Source organism: Frankia nepalensis, assembly GCF_016786325.1.
Taxonomy (GTDB): Bacteria; Actinomycetota; Actinomycetes; order Frankiales; family Frankiaceae; genus Pseudofrankia; species Pseudofrankia nepalensis.
Genome location: NZ_JADWYU010000100.1, coordinates 1 through 22569 on the forward strand (window position 1 = coordinate 1; position 22569 = coordinate 22569).

At 70.5% G+C, this 22569-nt stretch carries 16 protein-coding genes and 2 tRNA genes; 4 read left to right on the forward strand and 14 right to left on the reverse strand.

Annotation, left to right across the window (positions count from 1 at the left end; genetic code table 11):
- Nucleotides 1-184: 184 nt before the first annotated feature.
- A tRNA-Ala gene (locus I6A81_RS10730) sits at nt 185-260 on the forward strand.
- Nucleotides 261-284: 24 nt separating this feature from the next.
- Here the strand turns inward: I6A81_RS10730 and I6A81_RS10735 are convergent.
- Nucleotides 285-458: a hypothetical protein gene (locus tag I6A81_RS10735; protein ID WP_203002054.1), complete on the reverse strand. Its 174-nt coding sequence runs from the start codon at nt 456-458 to the stop codon at nt 285-287.
- A 150-nt stretch (nt 459-608) separates the two neighbouring features.
- Nucleotides 609-758: a hypothetical protein gene (locus I6A81_RS10740; protein ID WP_203002053.1), complete on the reverse strand. Its 150-nt coding sequence runs from the start codon at nt 756-758 to the stop codon at nt 609-611.
- A gap of 68 nt (nt 759-826) precedes the next feature.
- On the opposite strand from I6A81_RS10740, the gene I6A81_RS10745 reads away from it, so the two are divergent.
- Nucleotides 827-1054 (forward strand): hypothetical protein, encoded by a 228-nt coding sequence (locus I6A81_RS10745; RefSeq protein ID WP_203002052.1) that lies wholly within the window; start codon nt 827-829, stop codon nt 1052-1054.
- Nucleotides 1055-1681: 627 nt separating this feature from the next.
- Nucleotides 1682-2431 carry a hypothetical protein gene (locus I6A81_RS10750; RefSeq protein WP_203002051.1) on the forward strand — a complete coding sequence of 250 codons (750 nt, stop codon included), beginning with the start codon at nt 1682-1684 and terminating at the stop codon, nt 2429-2431.
- Nucleotides 2432-2587: 156 nt separating this feature from the next.
- Here the strand turns inward: I6A81_RS10750 and I6A81_RS10755 are convergent, their stop codons facing one another.
- Nucleotides 2588-3877: a lipase family protein gene (locus tag I6A81_RS10755; RefSeq protein WP_238428709.1), complete on the reverse strand. Its 1290-nt coding sequence runs from the start codon at nt 3875-3877 to the stop codon at nt 2588-2590.
- A gap of 305 nt (nt 3878-4182) precedes the next feature.
- Here I6A81_RS10755 and I6A81_RS10760 point away from each other — a divergent pair, with 305 nt between their 5' ends.
- Nucleotides 4183-4800, forward strand: a complete 618-nt coding sequence (locus I6A81_RS10760) for a class I SAM-dependent methyltransferase (RefSeq protein WP_203002050.1) — start codon at nt 4183-4185, stop codon at nt 4798-4800.
- A gap of 195 nt (nt 4801-4995) precedes the next feature.
- Here I6A81_RS10760 and I6A81_RS10765 read toward each other — a convergent pair whose 3' ends face one another.
- The 11 genes from I6A81_RS10765 to dnaA all read right to left on the reverse strand — a co-directional run bounded on the left by I6A81_RS10765 (nt 4996) and on the right by dnaA (nt 22497).
- Nucleotides 4996-6126 carry a prenyltransferase/squalene oxidase repeat-containing protein gene (locus I6A81_RS10765; RefSeq protein ID WP_407661286.1) on the reverse strand — a complete coding sequence of 377 codons (1131 nt, stop codon included), beginning with the start codon at nt 6124-6126 and terminating at the stop codon, nt 4996-4998.
- A gap of 187 nt (nt 6127-6313) precedes the next feature.
- A complete protein-coding gene (locus I6A81_RS10770) occupies nt 6314-7087 on the reverse strand; it encodes a class I SAM-dependent methyltransferase (RefSeq protein ID WP_203002048.1) in 774 nt (257 codons plus the stop codon).
- Nucleotides 7088-7090: 3 nt separating this feature from the next.
- Nucleotides 7091-8404, reverse strand: a complete 1314-nt coding sequence (locus tag I6A81_RS10775; RefSeq protein ID WP_203002047.1) for a glycosyltransferase family 4 protein — start codon at nt 8402-8404, stop codon at nt 7091-7093.
- 1002 nt (nt 8405-9406) lie between these two features.
- Nucleotides 9407-9480 (reverse strand) — tRNA-Ile (locus I6A81_RS10780).
- Nucleotides 9481-9563: 83 nt separating this feature from the next.
- Nucleotides 9564-10958 carry a DUF3566 domain-containing protein gene (locus I6A81_RS45490; protein WP_203002046.1) on the reverse strand — a complete coding sequence of 465 codons (1395 nt, stop codon included), beginning with the start codon at nt 10956-10958 and terminating at the stop codon, nt 9564-9566.
- 20 nt (nt 10959-10978) lie between these two features.
- The gene (gene gyrA, locus I6A81_RS10790; protein ID WP_203002045.1) at nt 10979-13471 is read right to left on the reverse strand and encodes a DNA gyrase subunit A; all 2493 of its coding nucleotides are present in this window, start codon (nt 13469-13471) and stop codon (nt 10979-10981) included.
- 258 nt (nt 13472-13729) lie between these two features.
- Nucleotides 13730-15673, reverse strand: coding sequence for a DNA topoisomerase (ATP-hydrolyzing) subunit B (gyrB, locus tag I6A81_RS10795; RefSeq protein ID WP_203002044.1), 1944 nt, complete (start codon nt 15671-15673; stop codon nt 13730-13732).
- A 350-nt stretch (nt 15674-16023) separates the two neighbouring features.
- Complete coding sequence (locus I6A81_RS10800) at nt 16024-16665, reverse strand: DUF721 domain-containing protein (protein ID WP_307874579.1); 642 nt, start codon at nt 16663-16665, stop codon at nt 16024-16026.
- Nucleotides 16655-17776 (reverse strand): DNA replication/repair protein RecF, encoded by a 1122-nt coding sequence (gene recF, locus I6A81_RS10805; protein ID WP_203002043.1) that lies wholly within the window; start codon nt 17774-17776, stop codon nt 16655-16657. The genes I6A81_RS10800 and recF overlap by 11 nt, the downstream gene beginning before the upstream one ends.
- Before the next feature lie 281 nt (nt 17777-18057).
- On the reverse strand, nt 18058-19221 hold the full coding sequence (gene dnaN, locus I6A81_RS10810; RefSeq protein ID WP_203002042.1) for a DNA polymerase III subunit beta: 1164 nt from the start codon (nt 19219-19221) through the stop codon (nt 18058-18060).
- A gap of 1749 nt (nt 19222-20970) precedes the next feature.
- Nucleotides 20971-22497: a chromosomal replication initiator protein DnaA gene (dnaA, locus tag I6A81_RS10815; RefSeq protein ID WP_203002041.1), complete on the reverse strand. Its 1527-nt coding sequence runs from the start codon at nt 22495-22497 to the stop codon at nt 20971-20973.
- Nucleotides 22498-22569 lie beyond the last annotated feature (72 nt).

Genomic DNA, 22569 nt, shown 5'->3' on the forward strand with positions numbered 1-22569 from the left:
ATCGGGCACCTCCCCCGAAACGGCCCAGCCAGACACCACAACCGTACGTCCAGTTACCCCAACCTGACCAACCAGCGACTAGGGACTTTTGGGCTCCTCTACCAAGCCCTGAATGCCGTACCCTTGGAAGGCGCGCCGCCCCTGTGGCGGCAGGGCCGGCGTCTCCCTGCCGGCCGGGACGTACGGGGGCGTAGCTCAACTGGCAGAGCACTGCCTTTGCAAGGCAGGGGTTAGGGGTTCGAGTCCCCTCGTCTCCACCAGCGCCTTTACCTGATTAACGATCTTCACTGGTCGTCACCGGTCAGCGGATCGTCAGCAAGGGTCTCGGAATCCTCCTCCGGATCGGTGAACGCCGACCGTAGCCGCTCTTCGCAGTCCGCCGGCCGGAGTGTGTACCGATCGAGCGTGGTGCGCGCGTGCGTGTGGCCAAGCGCGACTTGGACGACGTTGACGGGCACGCCCTCGGAGATCCAGCCGCGCCGTGCGGCAGTGCCGCGGGGCGTGGAACGCCAGCCGCGCAGGCAGGCCAGGTCACGCGCCGGCTTCAGACGTAGCGCCAGAAGTTCGAACGTTACGGCAGATGACCGACCGCGTTCGGGAACGCCGGATCATCCGGCCGGACGGTCGATCTTCGCCGGCCGTTTGAGCTGCGCGACCAGCAAGGGCGGCGCCAGGATCGAGCGCCGGCCGGCCTCGGTCTTCGGATAGGGCTTCATGGTGACGTGCCCGCGGGGGATCACGCATTCCCCAGCCGTCACGCACGCCCCAGCCATGAGGGCCGGCCCTCACACCCGCACACCGTCGACCAGCGCACTACGGTGGCATCGTGGAGATTCCGGATCTTGCGGATCTGATCTGGCTTTTCGAGGATGAGCCCACGTCCGAGATCGACTCGCCGTGGCCCGTCGGGCTTCACTCGTTCCGGCTCGCCCGAGGCGAGCAGGAGGTGCTGTTCTCTCTCGACCCGCTGCCGGGCGATGCCTACATCACGCTGTTCGCGGCAGGGAAAGAGATCGCCTCGCTCGCGGCAGGATCCGGCGCCTTGAGCACCTGACGATCGTGAAGAAGGCCGGGCAGGAGTCCCTGGTGCTGAACTTCGTCGGCGGAAGGGATGACCCCCTCACCCTCCGGACCCGGCCCACCATCCACCTGGCCTGGGATGTTGCGCCGCTTGGCACCTGGTGACGTCCGTGCACGGGAGTAGTGGGAGTGTCCGCCCGCGGGCGCGCCCCTGGACTCGGCGCGTGACGGTGCGGCGGCTCCATCAGCGTCCCGGCCGCGGGCGCGAAGACGAGGCCGTCTTTCCTTCCAGGTCATGCCCTTCCAGGTCATATCCGCGACCGCTCGGCCTGGCCGAGCCCGGGACTCCCACTGCCGCCTGGCTGGTAAGAGCCGAACCTGGCCTGTACCTCCTCTGGGCCGCTGGGCGGGAGTGTTCGAACTCTGTTGCGATTTCGTCCTCCGGTGAAACCATTGGAGTCATGGCTCCTGAATTCAAATAAGATCATGAGATGTGGCGCCGGGTTGCTGCTCGGCGAGCGCAACCGGAACCGTGGTCGGATTCCTGGGCACCCGGGGTTTTCTGGGTATCCGGGGTCGTACGGACATCCGACCGGCCGGGTGCCCTGACCGTAAAGGTCCGCGCGGCGCGCGTACCGGGCCGTGCTGGGAGACTCCGCGTGTGGAGTGGTCCTGGCTCACGGGTTCATATCATGATCAGTTCGTCAGAACCGGTCGCCAACCTCTACTGCTTCTTCTGGTCGGTCTCGTTGGCGGGTTCCTGTTCATCAGGACCTCCGCTCGCCTGATTCGGGCAAATGTCCGATGGTGGCCGGGAAACATCTCGGCCGGTGGGGTGCACGTGCACCACGAGTTCTTCGGTGTGCTCATGATGCTCGTGGCCGGCACGATCAGCTTCGCCAGCGGCGTAGCCCACCCGTGGCGCGACATCCTCGCGCTCATCTTCGGGATCGGCGCTGGCCTCGTTCTCGATGAATACGCGCTCCTGCTGCACCTGAAAGACGTCTACTGGACCAGGGAGGGTCGATCCTCCGTCGACGCCGTCATCGTCGCCACGGCTTTGACCGGACTCCTCCTGGTCCGCGCCGTTCCCTTCGGGCTGGATGACATCAGTGACGACGAACGCTCCGCCCGCTGGACACTGGTGGCGCTCGTGCTGTTCAATCTCTCCCTTACCGTGCTGACCGCGCTCAAGGGCAAACCCTGGGTCGCGCTGTTCAGCGTCTTCGCGACCATCATCGGAATCTGGGGCGTCCTGCGACTCGCCGCCCCAGGCAGCTCATGGGCGCGGCGCCGCTATGACCAGCGGAAGATGGCGCGGGCCAGGGAACGGGCCGCGCTCTGGAACCGCCGGCGTAACCGCGCGATCTCGCTCATCGCCGGCGCCGACAGCCCTGACTCCTCCTCGTAGCCAGGAGCAGTCTTCGTTGGCGTACGCCTTCAGGCCGGCCGCGGGTCACGTTTCGCCGAACGGACGGTCGGCATTCCGGCCGGAAGGTTCGACGAACAGCTCGCCGGGCCGGTGCGCGGCGTGGTCCAGCTACGAGCAGCGCTGGGCGACGGCCGGTCAGCAGGTGTTGGGAGTGGGCAGGTTGGCGTAGCGGGCGGTCAGGAAGTCGAGGGCGGCGGGGGCGACGGCCGTCCCGGCGCCGTGATCGCCGTCGAAGGTCTGCCAGGTGACCGTGGCGCCCTTCGCGCAGTAGGCACGCATCAGGGCCTCGCCCTGGGGATAAGCGACAGTGACGTCCTTGGTGCCGTGGTACAGGAAGAGCGGGACACTGGGCGGCGCGGAACCGAGCTTGTTCTCCGCCAGCCGCTTCTGCCAGACCGCTGTGCTCAGCGGGTTGATGGTCGCGATGTCCGCGGTTCCCTTGCCGGCGAGACCCGCGATGGCGTCGAGGCAGCCGGCGCGCAGGGCGTCGATCGCCGTGCGGCCAGCCGGCGTGAGGAAACTGTCCAGCCGCAGTTCGGGGTAGGCGGCGTCGAAGCCGACCGCGGCCATGAACTGCAGGCCGACCTGCTGGGAGCCTTCCAGGACCTTGGAGACCTCGGCCAGGTCGGCCGGCACCCCGCCGGCGGCGACGCCGACGAGGGCGAGCTCCGGCGCGTAGGTCGCGGTCAGTTCACCGGCCCAGGCCGCCGCGCCGCCGCCCTGCGAGTAGCCCCAGTACGCGACCTTGGCGTTCGCCGCGGGGTGGGCGCCGGGCAGGCGCAGGGCGGCACGGGCCGCGTCGATCACCGCGTGGCCCTCGGCCCGGCCGACCACGTAGGTGTGCTCGCCCGGAGTGCCGAGGCCCTGGTAGTCGGTGGCCGCGACCACCCAGCCGTGCCGGGCGGCGGCGGCGATCTCGTCCAGCCCGTAGTCGGAGCCGTCGGCGATGCCCTTCGACGGGGCGCAGCGGTCGCCGATGCCGTGCGACCCGGCGGCGTAGCTGAGGACCGGGGCCTTGGAGACGTCCACCCCGCCGGGCAGGACGATCGTGCCGGACACGGCGGCCGGCTTGCCGAGCGCGTCGGTCGAAAGGTAGAGCACCTGGTAGACGGTGGCCCCAAGCGACGCAAGCTGGGCGGGGGCGGGCACCGTCCGATAGCTGAGCACGTCCCCCGGCTTGCCGGCGGGCAGCGGATCCGCCGGCCGGTAGAACGAGTCACCCGCCGCGCCCCGCGTCGGCCCGGTATAGGCCGGGGCTCCGGCGTTCCCGCCCGGTACCGCGGGCGCGGCGGCGTCGTCCCCGTCCCGGTTCTTGCCCTTCCCCGACGAGCCACCGCAGCCGGCGAGCACCAGCGCCAGCAGCGCGACCAGCGCGGTCGCCAGCGTCCCGAGTCGCCATCCACGTCCCACCGCCGGGTCCGGCATCGTCTCGGATCCCTTCGCGCGCCAAAGCCAGTTAAAAGGGTGTACTCCTTGAACCAATAGAGAACAACCGTTAGGTCGGATTGGTCGACAAGGTTCCAGGCAGGCCCTCAAGATCGCTACAGCGGCTTCGGGAACCGCCCGGCCACCGGCCGGTTGATCTTCCAGGGACTGCCGAACGGCCGGCGGGGACACGGCCCACGCGGGCGATCCTCGGGCCGGGCCGGTCCTGAGCCCAGGTCCGTCGCCAAGCCAGGCCGGTCACCAACCCGGGCGGCCATGGGCCGGTTTCTGGTAGTACCTACCTCGTGGACGAGGAGTTGCGGCGGGCGGCGCTGGCCGCGAAGGGGTTCATGCCCGAGGACGAGGGTGACGCGCTCTACGCCGCCGCGGCCGAGGTGCCGGCCGGCGGGCTGATCCTCGAGGTCGGCACGTACTGCGGGAAGTCGACGATCTACCTCGCCGCGGCCGCGCGGGCCGCCGGGGCGAGGGTGGTCACCGTCGACCACCACCGCGGCTCCGAGGAGAACCAGGCGGGCTGGGAGTACCACGACCCGACCGTGGTCGACCCACGCACCGGCCGGATGGACACGCTGCCCTTCCTGCGCCGCAACCTCGAGGGCGCGGGGGTCGAGGACGTCGTCACCGTCGTCGTCGGCCGCACGGAGGACGTCGGCGGCTGGTGGACCACGCCCGTCGCGCTGCTGTTCATCGACGGCGGGCATGCCGAGGAGCAGGCCCAGGCCGACTACGAGGCCTGGGGCCGCCACGTGGCGCCCGGCGGCCTGCTGCTCATCCACGACGTGTTCCCCGACCCCGCGGACGGCGGCCAGGCGCCGTACCACGTCATGCTGCGCGCGCTCGCCGAGGGCTTCAAGGAACGGTCCCGCGCCGGCTCGCTGCGCGTGCTCGAACGCGTCGCCTGACGCGCTCCTGGGCCGGCGCACGGGCCTGAGGCCGTCACGGAACCGCCGCCCCCGGTCGGCGGCCCGGCGGCTTCCGTCCCATGGCGCCGGTTGTCCCACGGCGCTGGTTCCTGGGCGGGCATCCGTGGGAGGTGCGGTCGCGCGCTCCCTGGTCGGATCCGACCGGCCGGCCGACGCGGGCTGGCGCCGCCCCGGTCAGAGGGCGTTGGACAGGCGGTCGGCCAGCGGGCCGCGCGCCCAGGCGGCGAGCAACGGCGCGGGCTCGCAGTCGCAGCCCAGTTCCAGTTGATCCGGGTCACGGGGACGTGGCGCGACCCGGTCGCCGGGTATCGCGCCGGCCGGGAGCCCGGACGCGTTTCCGGCCGGTTCGAGGATGGTCAGCGGCTCGGGCAGGTCATCACCACGGAACACCGCCTCGCTGACTCCACCGGCGAGCACGTCGACGGCGAGAATGACGGCGGCCGCCGTCCAGGTGCTCCGCTCCACCGGCCAGTGGCAGCCGGTCTCGAACTGCCAGCCGGTCCAGTAGGCACCGTCATGGTGGCGCAGGTGCTGCATGTCGTTGACCAGCGTGCGCGCCGCCGCCGTCTCGCCGACGAGATGCATCGCGATCGCCAGCTCGCAGGTCTCGGCACCGGTGGCCCACGGCTGGTCGTCGACGCAGCGGATGCCGAGCCCGTCGACCACGAAGTCGTCCCAGCGGGTACGCAGGTGGGCCAGGCCCTCCTCGCCGCGCAGCGCGCCGCCGATCACCGGGTAGTACCAGTCCATCGACCAGCGGTCCTTGACCAGGAAGTACTCGGGATGGGTGCGCAGGGCGTGCGCGACCGCGCCGATGGCCAGCTCCCAGCCGGGCTGGGACTCGCCGACGAGCGCCGCGAGGCCGAGCCCGCAGCGCAGGCTGTGCAGCGTGCTGGCACACCCCGTGACCAGCGCCGCCGGATACTCCTGCCCGTCCGCCGAGCGCGCCCACCAGATCTGGCCGCTGGGTGCCTGCAGGTCGACGACGAAGTCCAGCGCGGCGCGGACCACCGGCCACATCCGGGAGACGAAGGCCCGGTCCCCGGTGCGCCGCCAGCGGTGCCAGACGGCCGTGGCGACGTAGGCGCACTGGTTGCTGTCCGCGAAGTCCTCCTTGACCCCGCCACCGATGTAGCTGGTCGCCCAGGAGCCGTCGGGGCGCTGGTTGCGCACCAGCCACTCCCAGGCGCGCTGGGCCGCGTCCTCCCGGCCGCCGAGCTCCAGGGCCATGGCGCACTCGAGGTGGTCCCACGCGTCGGTATGGCCACCGGGGAACCAGGGGATCGCGCCGTCCGGCTCCTGCATGGCGACGATCGAGTCGGCGGTCGCCTCGATCTCCGCGCGGGTCAGCAACGGCGTGTGCCAGGCAGGCTCGGGCCGCGCCGGCCGATCGGGCAGCTTGATCTGGTCCGGCCACCCGGGCCGTCCCGTTGTTTCGGACCGGTCGGGCGCCATGAGCCCGTCGGGCCGCACCAGCTGCGGCTCAGACTCCTCAGCCGACTCCACGGCCAGTCTCCTCGAACGTCGTGAACTGGGCGGCCGCGACGGCCGGAGCCGGCGGCCTGCGCAAGTAGAGCACGACGCTCTTCCCCAGCACCGGATTGAGCGCCTGTTCGGTCCACCGGGTCAGCTTGGGGCGCTTCATCATGTCCCAGACCAGCAACCGGTGATACAGCTTCGTCGCCGGGTGGTCGTCGTCGTGCACCCCGACCAGGCAACGCAGCCACCAGTACGGCGAGTGCAACGCGTGTGCCTGGTGCCCCCCGATGAGCTCCAGGCCCGCCGCGGTCAGCCGGCCGACCAGCTCGTCGCGCTTGTAGATACGGACATGACCGCCCTCGACGGTGTGATAGCCGGTGGACAGGCCCCAGCAGACCCGTTCCGGTAGCCAGGCCGGAACCGTGACCGCGGCGAGCCCGCCCGGGCGCAGCACCCTGACCAGCTCGCCTATCGCCACCTCGTCCGCCGGCAGGTGCTCGAGGATCTCGGCGGCGATCACCCGATCGAACGTCGCGTCCGCGAACGGCAGCCGGAACGCGTCGCCGCGCACCGCGCCGGCGCTGGTCCGCGCCGGCGCCGCACCCTCCAGCGCCATGGCGCCGAACATGGTGCGGACGGCGGCAACGTCGTCGAACGAGTAGTCGAGCGCCACGATGTCGGCGCCGCGTCGGTAGACCTCGAACGCGTGCCGGCCGGCCCCACAGCCCAGGTCGAGCACGCGGTCGCCCGGCCCGACCGGGAACCGGTCGAAGTCAACGGTCAGCATGTGCTACCCGCGGTCCGTGACGTTCTGGCCCGCCGTGCGGGGTGTCTTCGACGTCGCCGCCCGATGGGCCTCGATCCGCTCGGCATACCACGCGGCCGTGCCCGCGGTCGCCGCCTTCCAGGAGAACCGTTTTTCGACCCGACGCCGTCCGCCCGCGCCCAGGCGCGCCCGCAGTTCGGGGTCGTCGAGCAGCCGGGTGATGGCGACGGCCAGCGCGCCGGCATCACCCGGCGGCACCGTGAGCGCCGCCTCGCCATCCGGGCCGGTCACCTCGGGCAGAGCCCCCGCGGTGGTCGCGACCAGCGGAAGCCCGCAGGACATCTCCTCGACCGCCGGCAGGCTGAACCCCTCATACAGCGACGGAACGACCGCGACCTCGGCGGAACGCAGCAGGTCGACGAGTTCCGACTGCTCGAGGTTGGAGCGGAACGTGACCACGTCGGTAAGCCCCAGCTCGCTGACCTGACGCGCGGCGGCGCCGCCGGCCCGCGCCTTGCCGACGCAGACGACGTGCGCGTTCTCCCGCTCCACCCGGATCTTGGGGAGGGCCTCCAGCAGCACCGACAGGCCCTTGAGCGGGACGTCCGCGCTGGTGACGACCACGATCCGGCCCGGCACCTTCGCCACCGACGGGTCCGGCGAGAACACCTCGTGCTCGGTGCCGAGCGGGACGGTGTGCATCTGCTCGGACGGTAGGCCCATGTCCGCGTTGATGTCCGTCCGCGAGCTCTCGGACGGGATGATGATGCCGTCCAGCTGGCGCGCGACCCGGGCCTGCATGGGCAGGAACGAGTACCACCGGCGGACCCCGAAGCGGTTCTTGATCCCCTTCGTGGCCTCCAGGTGCAGCCGGCGGTCGACGGTGATCGGGTGATGCAGCGTCGCCACCACCGGGATGCCGTGGGGCGCCAGTGCTCGACGCAGCGCGACCATTCCATAGCCAAGCGTCTGGTTGTCGTGCACGATGTCGAACGGCGGCGGAGTGCCCTTGCGCGGTTTGAGTGCCTTGTAGGCCCGAAGGCTAAACGCCAGCGGCTCGGAGAACTGGCCCGTCCGCATCATCACGAATTCGGTCATCGAGGCGAGATCACGCAGCTCCCGCGGTGCCGGCCACCGGAACGCGTTGGGCTCGCTCCACAGATCGAGGCTGGGCAGCTTCTGGAGCGCAACTCCGTCGTCCAGGATCGGATAGGGCGGCCCACTGATGACGGTGACCTCGTGACCCAAAGCGACGAGTTCGCGGGACACCTGGCGGACGTAGACGCCCTGGCCCCCACAGGTCGGAAGACTGCGGTACGACAGCAAAGCGATCCGCAACGGTGCGCCCTCCCACGGTTCAGGCTCCCTCTCGCCGTCCGGTCGAGAGCAGCGCCGTTGCTGTCACATTAGGACAGATTAGGCCGATCTTCCTGCCAATCGAACCCGCGACCCCGACCTCGCATGTGATCCAGTAATCGCCTGTTCACCAGGTAGCACAGAAGAAGCAAGATTCCCGTTGCCCTGACCGCCACGGTCAGCACCCACCTTCCCGAGGTAACGAACAACAACGGAAAGTAGGCACTCGGCTGACCACGGATAGCACTCGTGGCATTGATCTCTTCGGCATCTTCACCACCTACGCCCCACCCAGCCCCATCGGCAGGCGGAACGAGCGCCACGGCCGCTCCCAGCGGAGAGGAGCGAGGCCGCGCCAGGCCCGGCCTCGCGGCGGACGGGAGCGCGAGAGGTTCCGCGGCGCCCCTCACGGATCTTGACGACACTCGGACCCAGCGCGGAACACCGATCCGCGCACACAACCGGCAGATCTTCGACCCGCCTCAGCCTGGTCTCGCCGGTAGATCACCAGATCTGTACGAAGTTCATGGACGAAACGGGCAGAAGCCGCCGGACAGTACACACATCCGACGATCAAGGAAGCTGCCGCGTCTCCACGGGTCGGTGATCGTCAGATGCGTACGCGAATCGGCGGTCCAGCGGCCTGGTCAAGATCCGCGGGAGGGGACTCCGGCCCGGGCGAAGCCCCCTGGCCGGGAGTCCGGACCTCCGCCCCGCGGCCACATGTCCCGGAAGCCAGGCAACGTTCCCAAGAAACCGGCGAAGAGCCGAAGCAACCACACGGATGGGAGCGAGACGAGCCCAGCGGGCAAGACAAGATCAGACTGACCCGCTACCTGGAGAACCCAACCACCACGGCTCCGACCTAGGGGGTCCAGGGGGCTCCGCCCCCTGGCGTGGGGTCCGGGGCTCGGCCCCGGAGCAACATGACGCGGGAGCCAGGGAGCGATCCAAAAGGATCGCGAACAGACAAACCCGATCGCGTGGACCTAGGTGGACTTGAACCACCGGCCTCTTCCTTATCAGGGAAGCGCTCTAACCGACTGAGCTATAGGTCCGGGTTCCCGACCAGTGGTCGGGGTCGCGAGAGCAAGACTACAGGACGGCTTCGCTGATGTGGCAACCGCCGTCCTGGGGACGGCTAGTGATCGCTGAGGGTGACCTCGACTCCGCCGATCATGTCGGCGCAGAGGTTGTACAGCAAGGCGCCGAGGGTCGAGAGCAGGGTCAGCAGGACGACGTTGATCGCGCCGACGAGCAGGCTGATCTGCATGGCGCGGCCGAACGACAGCCAGGTGCTGACGCTGTTGTCCTCCCCCGAGGTCAGGGTGCCGGCGGCGTCGACGACGCTGTCGAACACGCCGATCGAGTTCAGGACGAACCAGAGGACCGCCACGGCGACCATCACGACGAGGAAGATGCACAGCGAGAACGCGAACGCCAGCCTGGTGACGGACAGCGGACGGATCCGGGTGAGCCGCAGCCGGGCCTGCCGGACGGCCTGACCGCCTTCGCTCCCGCCAGGGTCGACGCCGTAGTTCGCGGGCCGAGGCTCAGGACGCGGTTCCGGACGTGGCTCGTACCGGCCCTGGTGCGCCGCGGGGTCGGGTGTGCGCGGCGGCCTGGCCCACTCCTGGTACTCCTGGTCGGGACGGCCGCGGTCGTGCGGTGGCGCGCCTTGTGGAGCTCCCTGCGGAGGGCCCATGGGACCGCCGACGGGGCGGGTACCGGGTGCCGGGGTGGGCATGCGCTCGGCCGGCACCGCGGGTCCGCGACCGGGCGGGGGCATGGTGGGCTTCACCGGGTCGATGACCGTGCGGTCCGGGTCCGCGGCAGGTGGCGTCGTCACGGCGGCGGTCTTGCGGGTGCCTCCGCCGGACCGGCTGGATCGCGCCGCGCGCTCGGCGGCGCCGTGCTCTCGGCTCGCGTCGCGCGCGCCGTCGGACCCCGAGGAGGGTCTGGCTGGGCTACGCACGATGGCCATGGTGTCGGGGTCGCGCGGCGCTTGCGCCGGCTGGTCCGGCGCGACCGGTTTCGGCGGCGCGGCGCGGCCGCCGGTTGGTGCATACCGCTCCGACCGGTCGGCCCAGTCGGAAGCACCCGGCGGCGGGCTGGCGGTGGAGACCTTCGTGGTCGCCGCTCCCGCGGAGGCCGGCCGCGCCCCAGGCGACGCCGCCGGCTTCGTGTCCGGGGGCGCGGCCTTGGGCGTCGGCGGCTTCGCGCCGGACGGCGCGGCGGGCGTCGGGGCCGCCGGCGCCGGCGAGGCGGCGACCGCGCGCACCGTCGCGGTCCGGTCGGCGTCGGCGGCTTCGGCGTTCGCCCCGTTCGCCGACGGCTCCTTCGTCACCGTCCGCGTGGACCCGGAGCCGGTGGACGGCCCGGAGGCCGGCTTGATGGCCGGCTTGGTGGCCGTTGCGTCCTTCTTTCCTCCTGGCCGTTCGAAGAACGGATTACCGTCTCCGGCTGGGTCGTCGGTATCGGTAGCGGTCGCCGGGAGCGCGCCGGACCGACCCGGTCGCTCGTCCTTGTCGCTCACGCGTCTCCCCTCAGCTACCGTCAACCTGCCGCCGGCTCGTCGCCGTCGCCGTCCTCAGCATCAGCATTACGCGCGACTCCCACAACCTGCACACCAGCCTCCAGGTCGATGAGGCGGACGCCCATCGTCTGGCGCTGGGCCCGGCGCACGTCCTTGGCTACGGTACGCAAGACGCCGCCGTTCGACGCGATGGCGTACAGCTGATCGTTCGGCTCGACGACGAGCGCGCCCACCAGGCCGCCCCGGCTGGCGACGATCTTCGCGGTGAGCACGCCCTTGCCGCCGCGTCCCTGCACCGGGTACTCGGTCAGCGGGGTCCGCTTGGCGTAGCCGCCGGCGGTCGCGACCAGCAGGTCGGCGGTCGAGTCAGGCTGGACGACCTCGAGGGACAGCAGCTCGTCGTCGGTGTCGAAGCGCATGCCGATCACGCCGGAGGTCGCCCGGCCCATCGGGCGCAGCTGTTCGTCGTCGGCGTGGAACCGGATCGACTGCGCCCGGCGGCTGACCAGCAGCAGGTCGTCCTGCGGGCCGACGAGCCGGGCACCGATCACCTCGTCGTCCTCGCGAAGGTTGATCGCGACCAGGCCGCCGGCGCGGTTCGAGTCGAAGTCCGTAAGCGCCGTCTTCTTGCACAGGCCGCGCTTGGTGGCGAGCACCAGGTAGGGCGCGGTCCGATAGTCGCGGATGGCCATGACCTGGGCGATCCGCTCATCCTGGCCAAAGGCCAGGATGTTCGCCACATGCTGGCCCTTGGCGCTGCGGGCCTGCTCGGGCAGTTCGTGCGCCTTGGCCCGGTACACCCGGCCCTTGTTCGTGAAGAACAGCAGGGTGTGGTGGGTGGTGGTGACGAAGAAGTGGTCGACGATGTCGTCCTCGCGCAGCGCCGCGCCCTGCACGCCCTTCCCGCCGCGCCGCTGCGAGCGGTACAGGTCGGTCTTGGTGCGCTTGGCGTAGCCGCCGCGGGTGACCGTGACGACGACGTCCTCCTGGGCGATCAGGTCCTCGATGGACATCTCACCCTCGAACGGCACGATCCGGGTGCGCCGCTCGTCGCCGAACTTGTCGACGACTTCCTTGAGCTCCTCGCCGATGATCTCGCGCTGCCGCTGCGGCGAGGCGAGGATCGCCTCGAGCTCGGCGGCCCGGGCGCGCAGCTCGGCCGCCTCGTCGATGATCCGCTGCCGCTCGAGGGCGGCCAGGCGGCGCAGCTGCATGTCCAGGATCGCGGTCGCCTGGATCTCCGAGAGCGAGTAGCGCTGCATCAGCTGGCCGCGGGCGACGTCGGCGGACTCGGCGTTGCGGATCAGCGCGATCACGTCGTCGAGGTGGTCGAGCGCGATGAGCAGACCGTCCAGCACGTGCAGCCGCTCGCGGGCCTTGCGCAGCTGGTAGCGGGTGCGCCGGACGACGACGTCGATCTGGTGCTCGACGTAGTAACGGATCATCTGGTCGAGGCGCAGGGTGCGCGGCACCCCGTCGACGATCGCCAGCATGTTCGCGCCGAAGGTGTCTTGCAGCTGGGTGTGCTTGTACAGGTTGTTCAGCACGACCTTGGCGATGGCGTCCCGCTTGAGGTCGATGACCAGCCGTTGGCCGATGCGGGCCGAGGTCTCGTCCCGGACGTCCGCGATCCCGGAGATCTTGTTGTCGCGGACCAGCTCGGCGATCTTCTCGGCGAGGTTGTCCGGGTTGACCTGGTAGGGCAGCTCGGTGACGACGAGCTGGGTACGGCCCTTGTTCTCCTCGACGTTGACGACCGCGCGCATCCGGATACTGCCGCGACCGGTGCGGTAGGCGTCCTCGATCCCGGACCGGCCGACGATGAGGCCGGAGGTCGGGAAGTCGGGGCCCTTGACGATGCCGAGGAGGGCCTCGAGCAGTTCCTCGTCGGTGGCGTCCGGGTGGTTGAGCGCCCACTGCACGCCGGTGGCGACCTCGCGCAGGTTGTGCGGCGGGATGTTCGTCGCCATGCCGACCGCGATACCGCCCGCGCCGTTGACAAGCAGGTTCGGGAACCGGCTCGGCAGCACGAGCGGCTCCTGCGAGCGCCCGTCGTAGTTCGGCGCGAAGTCGACGGTCTCCGCGTCGATGTCACGCAGCATCTCCATGGCGAGCGCGGCCATGCGTGCCTCGGTGTACCGCATGGCGGCGGGCGGGTCGTTGCCCGGCGAGCCGAAGTTGCCGTTCCCGTCGACCAGCGGGTAGCGCAGCGACCAGGGCTGCGCGAGCCGCACCAGGGTGTCGTAGATCGCCGAGTCGCCGTGAGGGTGGTAGTTACCCATGACGTCACCGACGATGCGGGAGCACTTGAAGTACCCGCGATCCGGGCGGTACCCGCCGTCGTACATGGCGTAGAGCACCCGGCGGTGCACGGGCTTGAGGCCGTCACGGACCTCCGGCAGGGCCCGCCCGACGATGACCGACATCGCGTAGTCGAGGTACGACCGCTGCATCTCGACTTCGATGCCGATCGGCTCGATCCGGTCGCCAGGCGGCGGTAGTACGTCGACCACGATGTCCTTCCAGGCAGTGCGAAACCTGTCGGTTGCTACCCCGACAGCGGGTAATTAGTCGGTCAATGCGCCACATACGTCGCAGTTGGTGCCATCGATCGCGGCCAGCCCGCCGCGTGCCCTCGCATCAGACGCCCCGTCGGACGCCCCGGTCGGGCGAAGCCCGACATCGGGGGTCCGGGGGTCGCCCCCGGAGCAACATGATCTAGCGGGCCTTCGGGAAGCTGGCCGCAGGCCAGCGAACAGGGTTCACCCCCGCTAGATATCGAGGAACCGGACGTCCTTGGCGTTGCGCTGGATGAAGCTGCGGCGGGCGTCGACGTCCTCACCCATCAGGACGCTGAACAGCTCGTCGGCGACAGCCGCGTCGTCGAGCGTGACCTGCAGCAGAATCCGCCGGTCGGGGTCCATGGTGGTGTCCCACAGCTCGGTCGCGTTCATCTCGCCAAGGCCCTTGAACCGCTGGATCGCGTCCTTGGGCAGCTTGCGACCGGACTCGACGCCACGCTCGAGGAGGCCGTCACGTTCCCGGTCGGAGTAGGCGTACTCCCAGTCCTCCCGGCCCCATTTGATCTTGTAGAGGGGTGGCTGGGCGAGGAACACGTGGCCGGCCTCGACCAGCGGGCGCATGAACCGGAAGAGCAGCGTGAGCAGCAGCGTCCGGATGTGCTGGCCGTCGACGTCGGCGTCGGCCATCAGCACGATCTTGTGGTAGCGCAGCTTGGCGATGTCGAAGTCGTCATGGATACCGGTGCCCAGCGCCTGGATCAGCGCCTGGACCTCGGTATTCTTGAGCACCCGGTCGATGCGGGCCTTCTCGACGTTGAGGATCTTGCCGCGCAGCGGCAGGATCGCCTGGAACTTCGAGTCACGGCCGCCCTTGGCCGAGCCGCCGGCGGAGTCACCCTCGACGATGTAGAGCTCGCAGCGCTCCGGGTCGGTGTACTGGCAGTCGGCCAGCTTGCCGGGCAGGCCGGTGCCGCCGAGCAGGCCCTTGCGCCGGGTCAGGTCGCGGGCCGCGCGGGCGGCGATCCGGGCCCGCTGCGCGTCGAGCGCCTTGTTGACGATGGCCCGTGCCTCGGGCCGGTTCGCGTCGAGCCAGTCCCGCAGCGCGGAGTAGCACATCTCCTGGACGAACTTCTTGGCCTCGGTGTTGCCAAGCTTCGTCTTCGTCTGGCCCTCGAACTGCGGCTCGGCCAGCTTGACGGAGATGATCGCGGTCAGACCCTCGCGGATGTCGTCGCCGGACAGCCGCTCATCGCCCGCCTTGGAACCGGCCTTCGGCGGCTTGAGCAGGTTCTGGTCCTTGGCGTAGGCGTTCACCGCGCTGGTGAGCGCCGCCCGGAAGCCCTCCTCGTGGGTACCGCCCTCGTGCGTGTTGATCGTGTTCGCGAACGTGTAGACCGACTCGTTGTAGCCGCCGTTCCACTGCATGGCGACGTCGGCCTCGATGCCCTTCCCCTTGGACTCGAGGGCGATGATCGTCTTGTGGATCGGCTCCTTTGTCGCGTTCAGGTGGGTGACGAAGTCGGCGAGGCCGTTCTCGTACATGAACGTGACCTCGGCCGGCTCGTCCTCCGGCCGCTCGTCCCGCAGCGTGATGGAGATGCCCTTGTTCAGGAAGGCCGTCTCCTGGAGCCGTCGGTAGAGGGTCTCGTACTTGTAGTCGGTGGTCTCGAAGATCTCCGGGTCGGCCCAGAACGTGACCGTGGTGCCGGTGCGCTGGTTCCTCTTCAGGGGGTCGCGCTTCTCCAGCGGCCCGGGCCGCTGGTCGGTGTACCTCTGGAACCAGGTGAAGCCGTCGACCTTGATCTCGACCTCGAGCCTGGTCGACAGCGCGTTGACGACGCTGATGCCGACGCCGTGCAGGCCGCCGGACACGGCGTAGGACTCGCCGTCGAACTTGCCGCCCGCGTGCAGGACCGTGAGCACGACCTCGACCGTGGGCTTCTTCTCGGTGGGGTGGATGCCGACCGGGATGCCGCGGCCGTTGTCGACGACCCGCACGCCGCCGTCGGCGAGCAGCGTCACGCTGATGGTGTCGCAGTACCCGGCGAGCGCCTCGTCGACGGAGTTGTCCACCACCTCGTAGACGAGGTGGTGCAGGCCACGTTCCCCGGTGGAACCGATGTACATGCCCGGCCGCTTGCGGACCGCGTCGAGACCCTCGAGAACCTTGATCGAACTAGCGTCGTACGCCACGCACCGGTTCCCCTCTTCAAGCCGCCCTCGTCATGAAGCCGCCGTCGTTATGCGCCCTCGTTACGGGCCGAAACTCTCATCAGTCTACCTGGCAACCCGCCACAACAGACGCAGGGTGGCGCCTGACGTCCGCGTAGCGACCCCGGCGGGGAGTGGGCGAACTCCCCTACGCGCCCACCCCGCCCCGCGTCGTGTGGCGCCGATCCGCGCCGATTCCCATCTCACCGGCGCCGTCCCGCACGAGGTGGGCCGATCATCGCCGGCGTGGCCCACCGAGCGCCCAAATTCATGATCATATCAAGAGTGGGCATCGTCACGGCGCCCCGAGCCCGTCGCGGCCGCGCGGCGGCTCAGCCGTAGGTGTCCCGCGGGCCCCGGCCACCGGTGTTGGCCGGGCCGTGCCGCCAGGACGGTGCCGACGGGCCGCGCACGTTCACCCGGGTGACCACGCCCGCCCCCAGCTCGCGGCGCAGCTCCGCGAGGATCCTCGGCGCGAGGAAACGCAGCTGGGTGGCCCAGGCGGTCGACTCGGCGACCAGTTCCAGCACGCCGTCGCGCAGCGACACCGGGGTGGCGTGCGCGGAGATGTCCGGGCCGACGATGGTGTCCCAGCGGGCGAGCACCGCCGAGTCGGACGCCTTCCCCTGCCAGCCGCGGGACGCGAGCAGCCGGCCGATCGCGGCCTGGAAGCTGGTCGGCTCGCGCCACTCCCGCCCCGGCGCGGCGATCCCCGGCTGGCGCGGCCGCTGGGGCGGCTCCCGATCGTCGTCCGCCGGGACGCCGGTCCGGGACCGGGCGCCCTCCGGCCTGCCGTCCGCGCCCGGCCCGGCACCCGGCCGGCCGCCCCGGCCGCGGGCACGGGCGTCCGCCTTCGCCCTGGCGAGCAGCTCGCGGGCCAGGTCCGCGCCCTTCGGCGCGGGAGACCCTGGCGCGGAGGTCTCCGGCGCCGAAGATCCGCCGGGACTCGCCGGTTCGGCCGCCTCAGTCGACACTTCGGACCTCCCCCGTTTCGACGACGAACCGCGGGCCGCCGAGCTCGGCCGGCACGTCCGCGCCGACCGCCGCGGTGATCAGCACCTGCTCGGCCGGCGCGACCAGCTCGGCCAGCCGGCGGCGGCGGTGCGTGTCGAGCTCGGCGAACACGTCGTCGAGCAGCAGCACCGGCTCGCGGTCGTCGGCGACCAGGAGCTCGAACGACGCCAGCCGCAGCGCGAGCGCCAGTGACCAGGACTCGCCATGGCTCGCGTATCCGCGGGCCGCGCGCCCGCTGATCGAGAGCATCAGCTCGTCACGGTGCGGACCGGCGAGGGTGACGCCGCGTTCCACCTCCCGCGGCCGCAGCGCGGCGAGCTGGGAGAGCATCGCGGCCGCGAGTGCCTCCCGGTCGGCGCCCTCCGGCGGGGACACGCTCGAGCGGTAGTCGAGGCCGACCGGCGCCGGCGGGGTCGGCGACGCCAGGTCGCCCGAGCCGGCGACCGCCGTGTAGGCGGCGGCGACCAGGGGGCGCAGCTCGTCCACCAGCCCGAGCCGCGCGGCGAGCAGCTCCGCGCCGTGGCGGGCCAGCGCCTCGTCCCAGGAGTCGAGGGTGCGCAGGTCGCCGCGGCCGCGCAGCAGGGTGGTGCGCTGGCGTAGCACCCGCTCGTAGTCGGAGATCACCCCGGCGAGCCGGGGCGTCCGGGCGACCAGCAGGTCGTCGAGGAAACGCCGTCGCTCGGTGGGATCGCCCTTGACCATCGCGAGATCCTCCGGCGCGAACAGCACGACCGACAGCAGGCCGAGCAGGTCGCGCGGGCGGGGAAGCTGCCGGCGGTTGAGCCGGACCCGGTTGGCCCGGCCGGTGACGATCTCGATCTCGGCGAGCGCCGCCCGGTCACCGCGCACGACGCGGGACCTGATCACCGCCCGCTCGGCGCCCTCGCGGATCAGGGGGGCGTCGGTGGAGACCCGGTGGCTGCCCAGGGTGGCCAGGTAGCCGATGGCCTCGAGCAGGTTCGTCTTGCCCTGGCCGTTGGCGCCGACGAACGTCACCACCCCCGGCGGGAGGGTCAGCTCGAGGGCTGGGTAGGACCGGAAGTCGACCAGTTGCAGGTGCGTGACATGCATCCTATGGTGCCTTCCGCTCCCAGCTGTCGGTCGCGCTGTGTGTCGCCTTTTACTGCCTCCTCGCGCTTCTGTCCGGCTGGTTGCCTAGGCCGAGATGCGATGGGGTCGGGTTGCCTGGCGGCCCTTTGTCGGCGCGCCGCGACCCAGCCTGCAGCAGTCCGACTGCCATCCGGATGCGCCGGTTGCCTGGCGGCCCTTGTCGGCGCGCCGCGACCCGGGGTAGGCGCGGGCTTCGGGGCTATCGCGTGGAAGCCAGGAAAGCCGCCCGTGGTCGATGAGCGTCAGCCGTTGAGCTGGATAGGCATCAACAGGTAGCGGTAGTCGGGGGTCTCCTCGCCGGTGCCCTTGCCGGTGAGGATGGCTGGCTTCTTCGCCGCTACCTCGGCCTCCTCGGCGCTCGCGAACCCGAACTCGACCTGGTCGGAGTCGAGCGCGTTCAGCGCGTCCTGGAGGTAGGCCGGGTTGAACGCGACCTCGAGGTCAGGGCCGGAGTAGGTCGCGGGCAGCGTCTCGGAGGCCTGTGCCTCGCCGCCGTTGCTGCCGGCCTCCAGCTCGAGATGGTCCTCGGTGAAGGCGAGCTTGACCGGCGCGGTCTTCGGCGCGACCAGGGCGACCCGCTTGACGGCCTCGAGCAGCGGGCCCTTCTCCGCGGCCGCGATCAGCGGGCAGGAGTCCGGCAGCAGCTTGCGGTAGGGCGGGAACTGGCCGTCGACGAGCCGGGTGGTCGTCTGGCGGTTGTTACCGGCGAAGCCGGCGAGCGCCTCGCCGGATGGGCCGGTGCCGATCGCGATCGCGACCTCGACCGAGCCACCGGCCAGTGACTTGGCGGTGTCGAGCAGGGTGCGCGCCGGGATGAGCGCGACACCGGCCGCGTCCGGGCTCTCCGGGCGCCACTTCAGCGTGCGCACCGCGAGCCGGTAGCGGTCGGTGGCCGCGAGGGTCAACTGGTCGCCCTCGATCTCGAGACGCACGCCGGTGAGCACCGGAAGCGTGTCGTCCTTGCCCGCGGCGACCGCCACCTGCCCGACCGCGGCGCCGAACACGCTGCCCTCGATGTACCCGGTGACCGGCGGCAGCGGGGGCAGCGTCGGGTACTCGTCGACCGGCATGGTCCGCAGGGTGAACCGGGCGTTGCCACAGGAGATCACCAGGCCGGTGCCGTCGGTCCACACCTCGACCGGCGCGGCCGGCAGTTGCTTGGTGATGTCCGCGAGCATCCGGCCGGGGGCCAGCGCGCGGCCCTCCTCGGAGATCGTCGCCTCCAGCTTCGCCTGCGCGGCGACCTCGTAGTCGAAGGCGGCGACCACCAGGCCCGGCCCGCTCGCGTCGAGGAGCAGGCCGGTGAGGACCTGCTGCTGGGTCGCCGTGGCCGTGCGGCTCGGCAGGCTGCGCGCCGTCCAGGCGACCGCCTCCGTGAACTCGTCCCGTTCGACCCGGAACCTCATGCCTGCCCCCTCGCTTGCTTTCCCGGGACCAGGTCGGCTGGCGGCCACGGGACGCGCGGTCTCGCCGTGGCCATGCCCGAGGTGGTCGGACGGCCAGCGGCGGCGACGAACCGGTCCAGCATCTCAGAGCCCTCCGACAGGTTCGCGAGCGGTCCGACCTCACCCGCGCACAACTGAACACGGAGCGTGGTCGATGTGTGGCCCCGGGCGGAGGCGGCAGGGGCCCCGGGCTCGGGCGCCGCTGCGGCGAGCTTCATCCCCAGGCCCTGCTGCTCTTTTCTTTTGATCTTCATTAAGAAATTTTGATCGTCGTAGTAGTAGGGCCTGTGGAAACTGGGGATAACCCGCGTTTTCGCAGGTCAGAGGCCCAGAGACCCGGTGGAGAGCATGTGGGTGACGCTGTGGGTGGACCGGGTGTTCGTCCACATGGCCGACCCGTCCACACATGCCATCCACCGTTCACCCCCGAGTCATCCCCATGCTGTCCCCAGGTCGTCCCCCTGTTCTCCACAGCCGTTGCACGGTGCCCCTCCAGAGAAAGCGGTAGCCGATCGGGCGATGTGCCCGGATGGGCACTGTCCGACGGGCGGCGGCCGCGCCGGAGGACGCCGCCCACCAGCGGCGAGTTCCGGGCCAACCGGGGGACAAAGTGCGCAGTTCGGGCGTTGTCGACGGGCGTCGCCGGTTGCCCCACCCATCCCGAGACTCGTCCACAGCTCTGTCCACAAGCTGTGGGTGAGGACCACTCCCGTGGCCCCCCGGTCCGCACGGCCTTCCTCCAGCCCACATAGGGGCCCGAGTCCGCGAACGTCAGACAAGTCGGCTGTGGCCGTATCGGGCGCTTGTAGTCGGTCTATCCCCACCATCTGCCCACAGGCTGTGGATATCGAAGGGGATACGCGCCCGCATGGCACGGCAAACCCAGAGGGACCTCAATCAGCGTGACCTACCCGTGGTCTGCTGGCCGGCCCCGACCAAACCCGGACTCCCGGCCCGCATCCAGCCAAGGCCCGCGGGATCTCGCCGGCGTGCCCGACCGATGTCCACAGGCTGTGGATAGCGAGGTGCATCGAACCCACAGCGGAAACGCCGCGGCAGGCTGCCTGGGCGGTGAGCCGGGCACTTGTCTGCTCGGTGTCCAGGGCGCGGCCATCACGGCCGGTTCGCGCTGAATAGCCGCCGGCCGCGCCTCGGTGGGTCGTGGAGCGGCTACGGCCGCGACCTACCGGCGGGCCCAGAGCTCGATCACATCGGGTGCTGGGCCGGGGCCAGTCCCGCGAGAGGCGGCGCTAAAGGCGGTGCCAGTGCGCCTGCTATGGATCTTGGTCGGCGGTCACGGAACGCCAATCGGCGCACACAGTCAGTGATCTTCGCCCCGTCCCGGCCCAGTCCCCTTGGTAGGTCACCAGATCTGAGCGGGATTCAGGGACAAAACGGGCAGAAATCGCCGGACAGCGCGCACATCTGACGATCAAGGAAGTCGGCGGGCTGCCTACAGGCCAGTAATCATCGGATGTGTGCCGTCCGGCGGTCGAGCCGCCCCGGCAAGATCACGGGAACGACCCTGGTGCCGGCTCCGGTGCCGGCACCGCCAAGGTTCGCCCTGCCGCGAGGCCGGACATGATCGCTGTCTGTGTCTTCTGGAGGTCGTGACCTGGCCTTTGGAGGTCGTGACCCGGCCTTGTCCGCGACGGCCCCAGGGCGCTGTCGTCGATCATGTGCCGCGGGCCGACGTGGGCGATCGCGGCGCTAGAGGTGACGTGTCTCGGAGCGGATGCGGTTGGTCAGCTCGGTGACCTGGTTGTAGATCGCGCGCCGTTCGGCCATCAGACCGCGGATCTTGCGGTCGGCGTGCATCACCGTGGTGTGGTCGCGGCCGCCGAAGTGCTGGCCGATCTTCGGCAGGGACAGGTCGGTCAGCTCGCGGCACAGGTACATCGCGATCTGACGCGCGGTGACCAGCACCCGGCTGCGCGACGTCCCGCAGAGGTCCTCCATCGAGACGCCGAAGTACGCGGCCGTCGCGTTCATGATCGACGTCGCGCTGATCTCGCTGCTGGTCGCGTCCGGGATGAGATCGCGCAGCACGATCTCGGCCAGGGTGCGGTCGACGTGTGACTTGTTCAGGCTCGCGAACGCGGCCACCCTGATGAGCGCTCCCTCGAGCTCACGGATGTTGCGCTCGATGTGGGTGGCGATGTACTCCAGCACGTCCGGCGGCACCGGCAGGCGCTCTATCGCCGCCTTCTTCGACAGGATCGCGATCCTGGTCTCCAGGTCCGGCGGCGTGACGTCGGTGATCAGCCCCCACTCGAACCGGCTGCGCAGCCGGTCCTCCAGCGCCGAGAGCTGGCGGGGTGAGCGGTCCGACGAGATGACCAGCTGCTTCTCGGTGTCGTGCAGGACGTTGAAGGTGTGGAAGAACTCCTCCTGCGTCCGCTCCTTGTTCTCCAGGAACTGGATGTCGTCGACCAAGAGCACGTCGATGTCGCGGTAGCGGCGCTGGAAGGCCTGCTGCCGGTCGTCGCGGATCGAGTTGATGAAGTCGTTGGTGAACTCCTCGGTGCTGACGTACTTGACCTGGGAGTCCGGGTAGAGCTTCAGCGTGTAGTGGCCGATCGCGTGCAGCAGGTGGGTCTTGCCGAGGCCGGAGTCGCCATAGATGAACAGCGGGTTGTAGGCCTTCGCCGGCGCCTCGGCGACCGCGACCGCGGCCGCGTGCGGGAACCGGTTGCTGTCGCCGATGACGAACGTCTCGAAGATGTAGCGCGGGTTGAGCCGGGCAGGCTCCGACGGGCGCGGCTCCGGGTCACGGCCGAGCCCGGGGGCCATCCGCTGGATCGGCGGCGTCGGCGCGTCCAGCGCGCCGTTCTCGCCGCCCAGCCCGTCGGCGCGCGAACGTGGGCTGGTCGTGGCGACCGGCGGCTGGGGAAGCACCATCGGGCCGGTCATCGGCTCGGGGTCGGGCAGGTGCTCGACGGTCACGGCCACGCGGATGTCGCGACCGTACGCGGCGGTCAGCGCCGTCGTCAGGAACGGGCGCAGCCGGGAGTCCAGCAGATCCTTGGTGAACTCGTTCGGCGCCGCGAGCAGCGCGGTGTCCTGCACCAGCCCGAGCGGCCTGGTCAGGCGCAGCCAGGCGCGCTGCTGCGCCGAGAGCATCCCGTCGGCCACGCCGGCGACCGCCTGACGCCAGACCGACTGAAGATCCGGCTCGTTCCCCAGCGGGAGCTGCTGCTGGGAACCCGCGCCTGGCTTCGAGTCGCGGTCGGTCACGGGTGCTCCTCGGGGCTTTGGCTGTACTGGCGGTGGCTGCACTGGCTGAGGACCTCCGAAGACGCGGCGAGG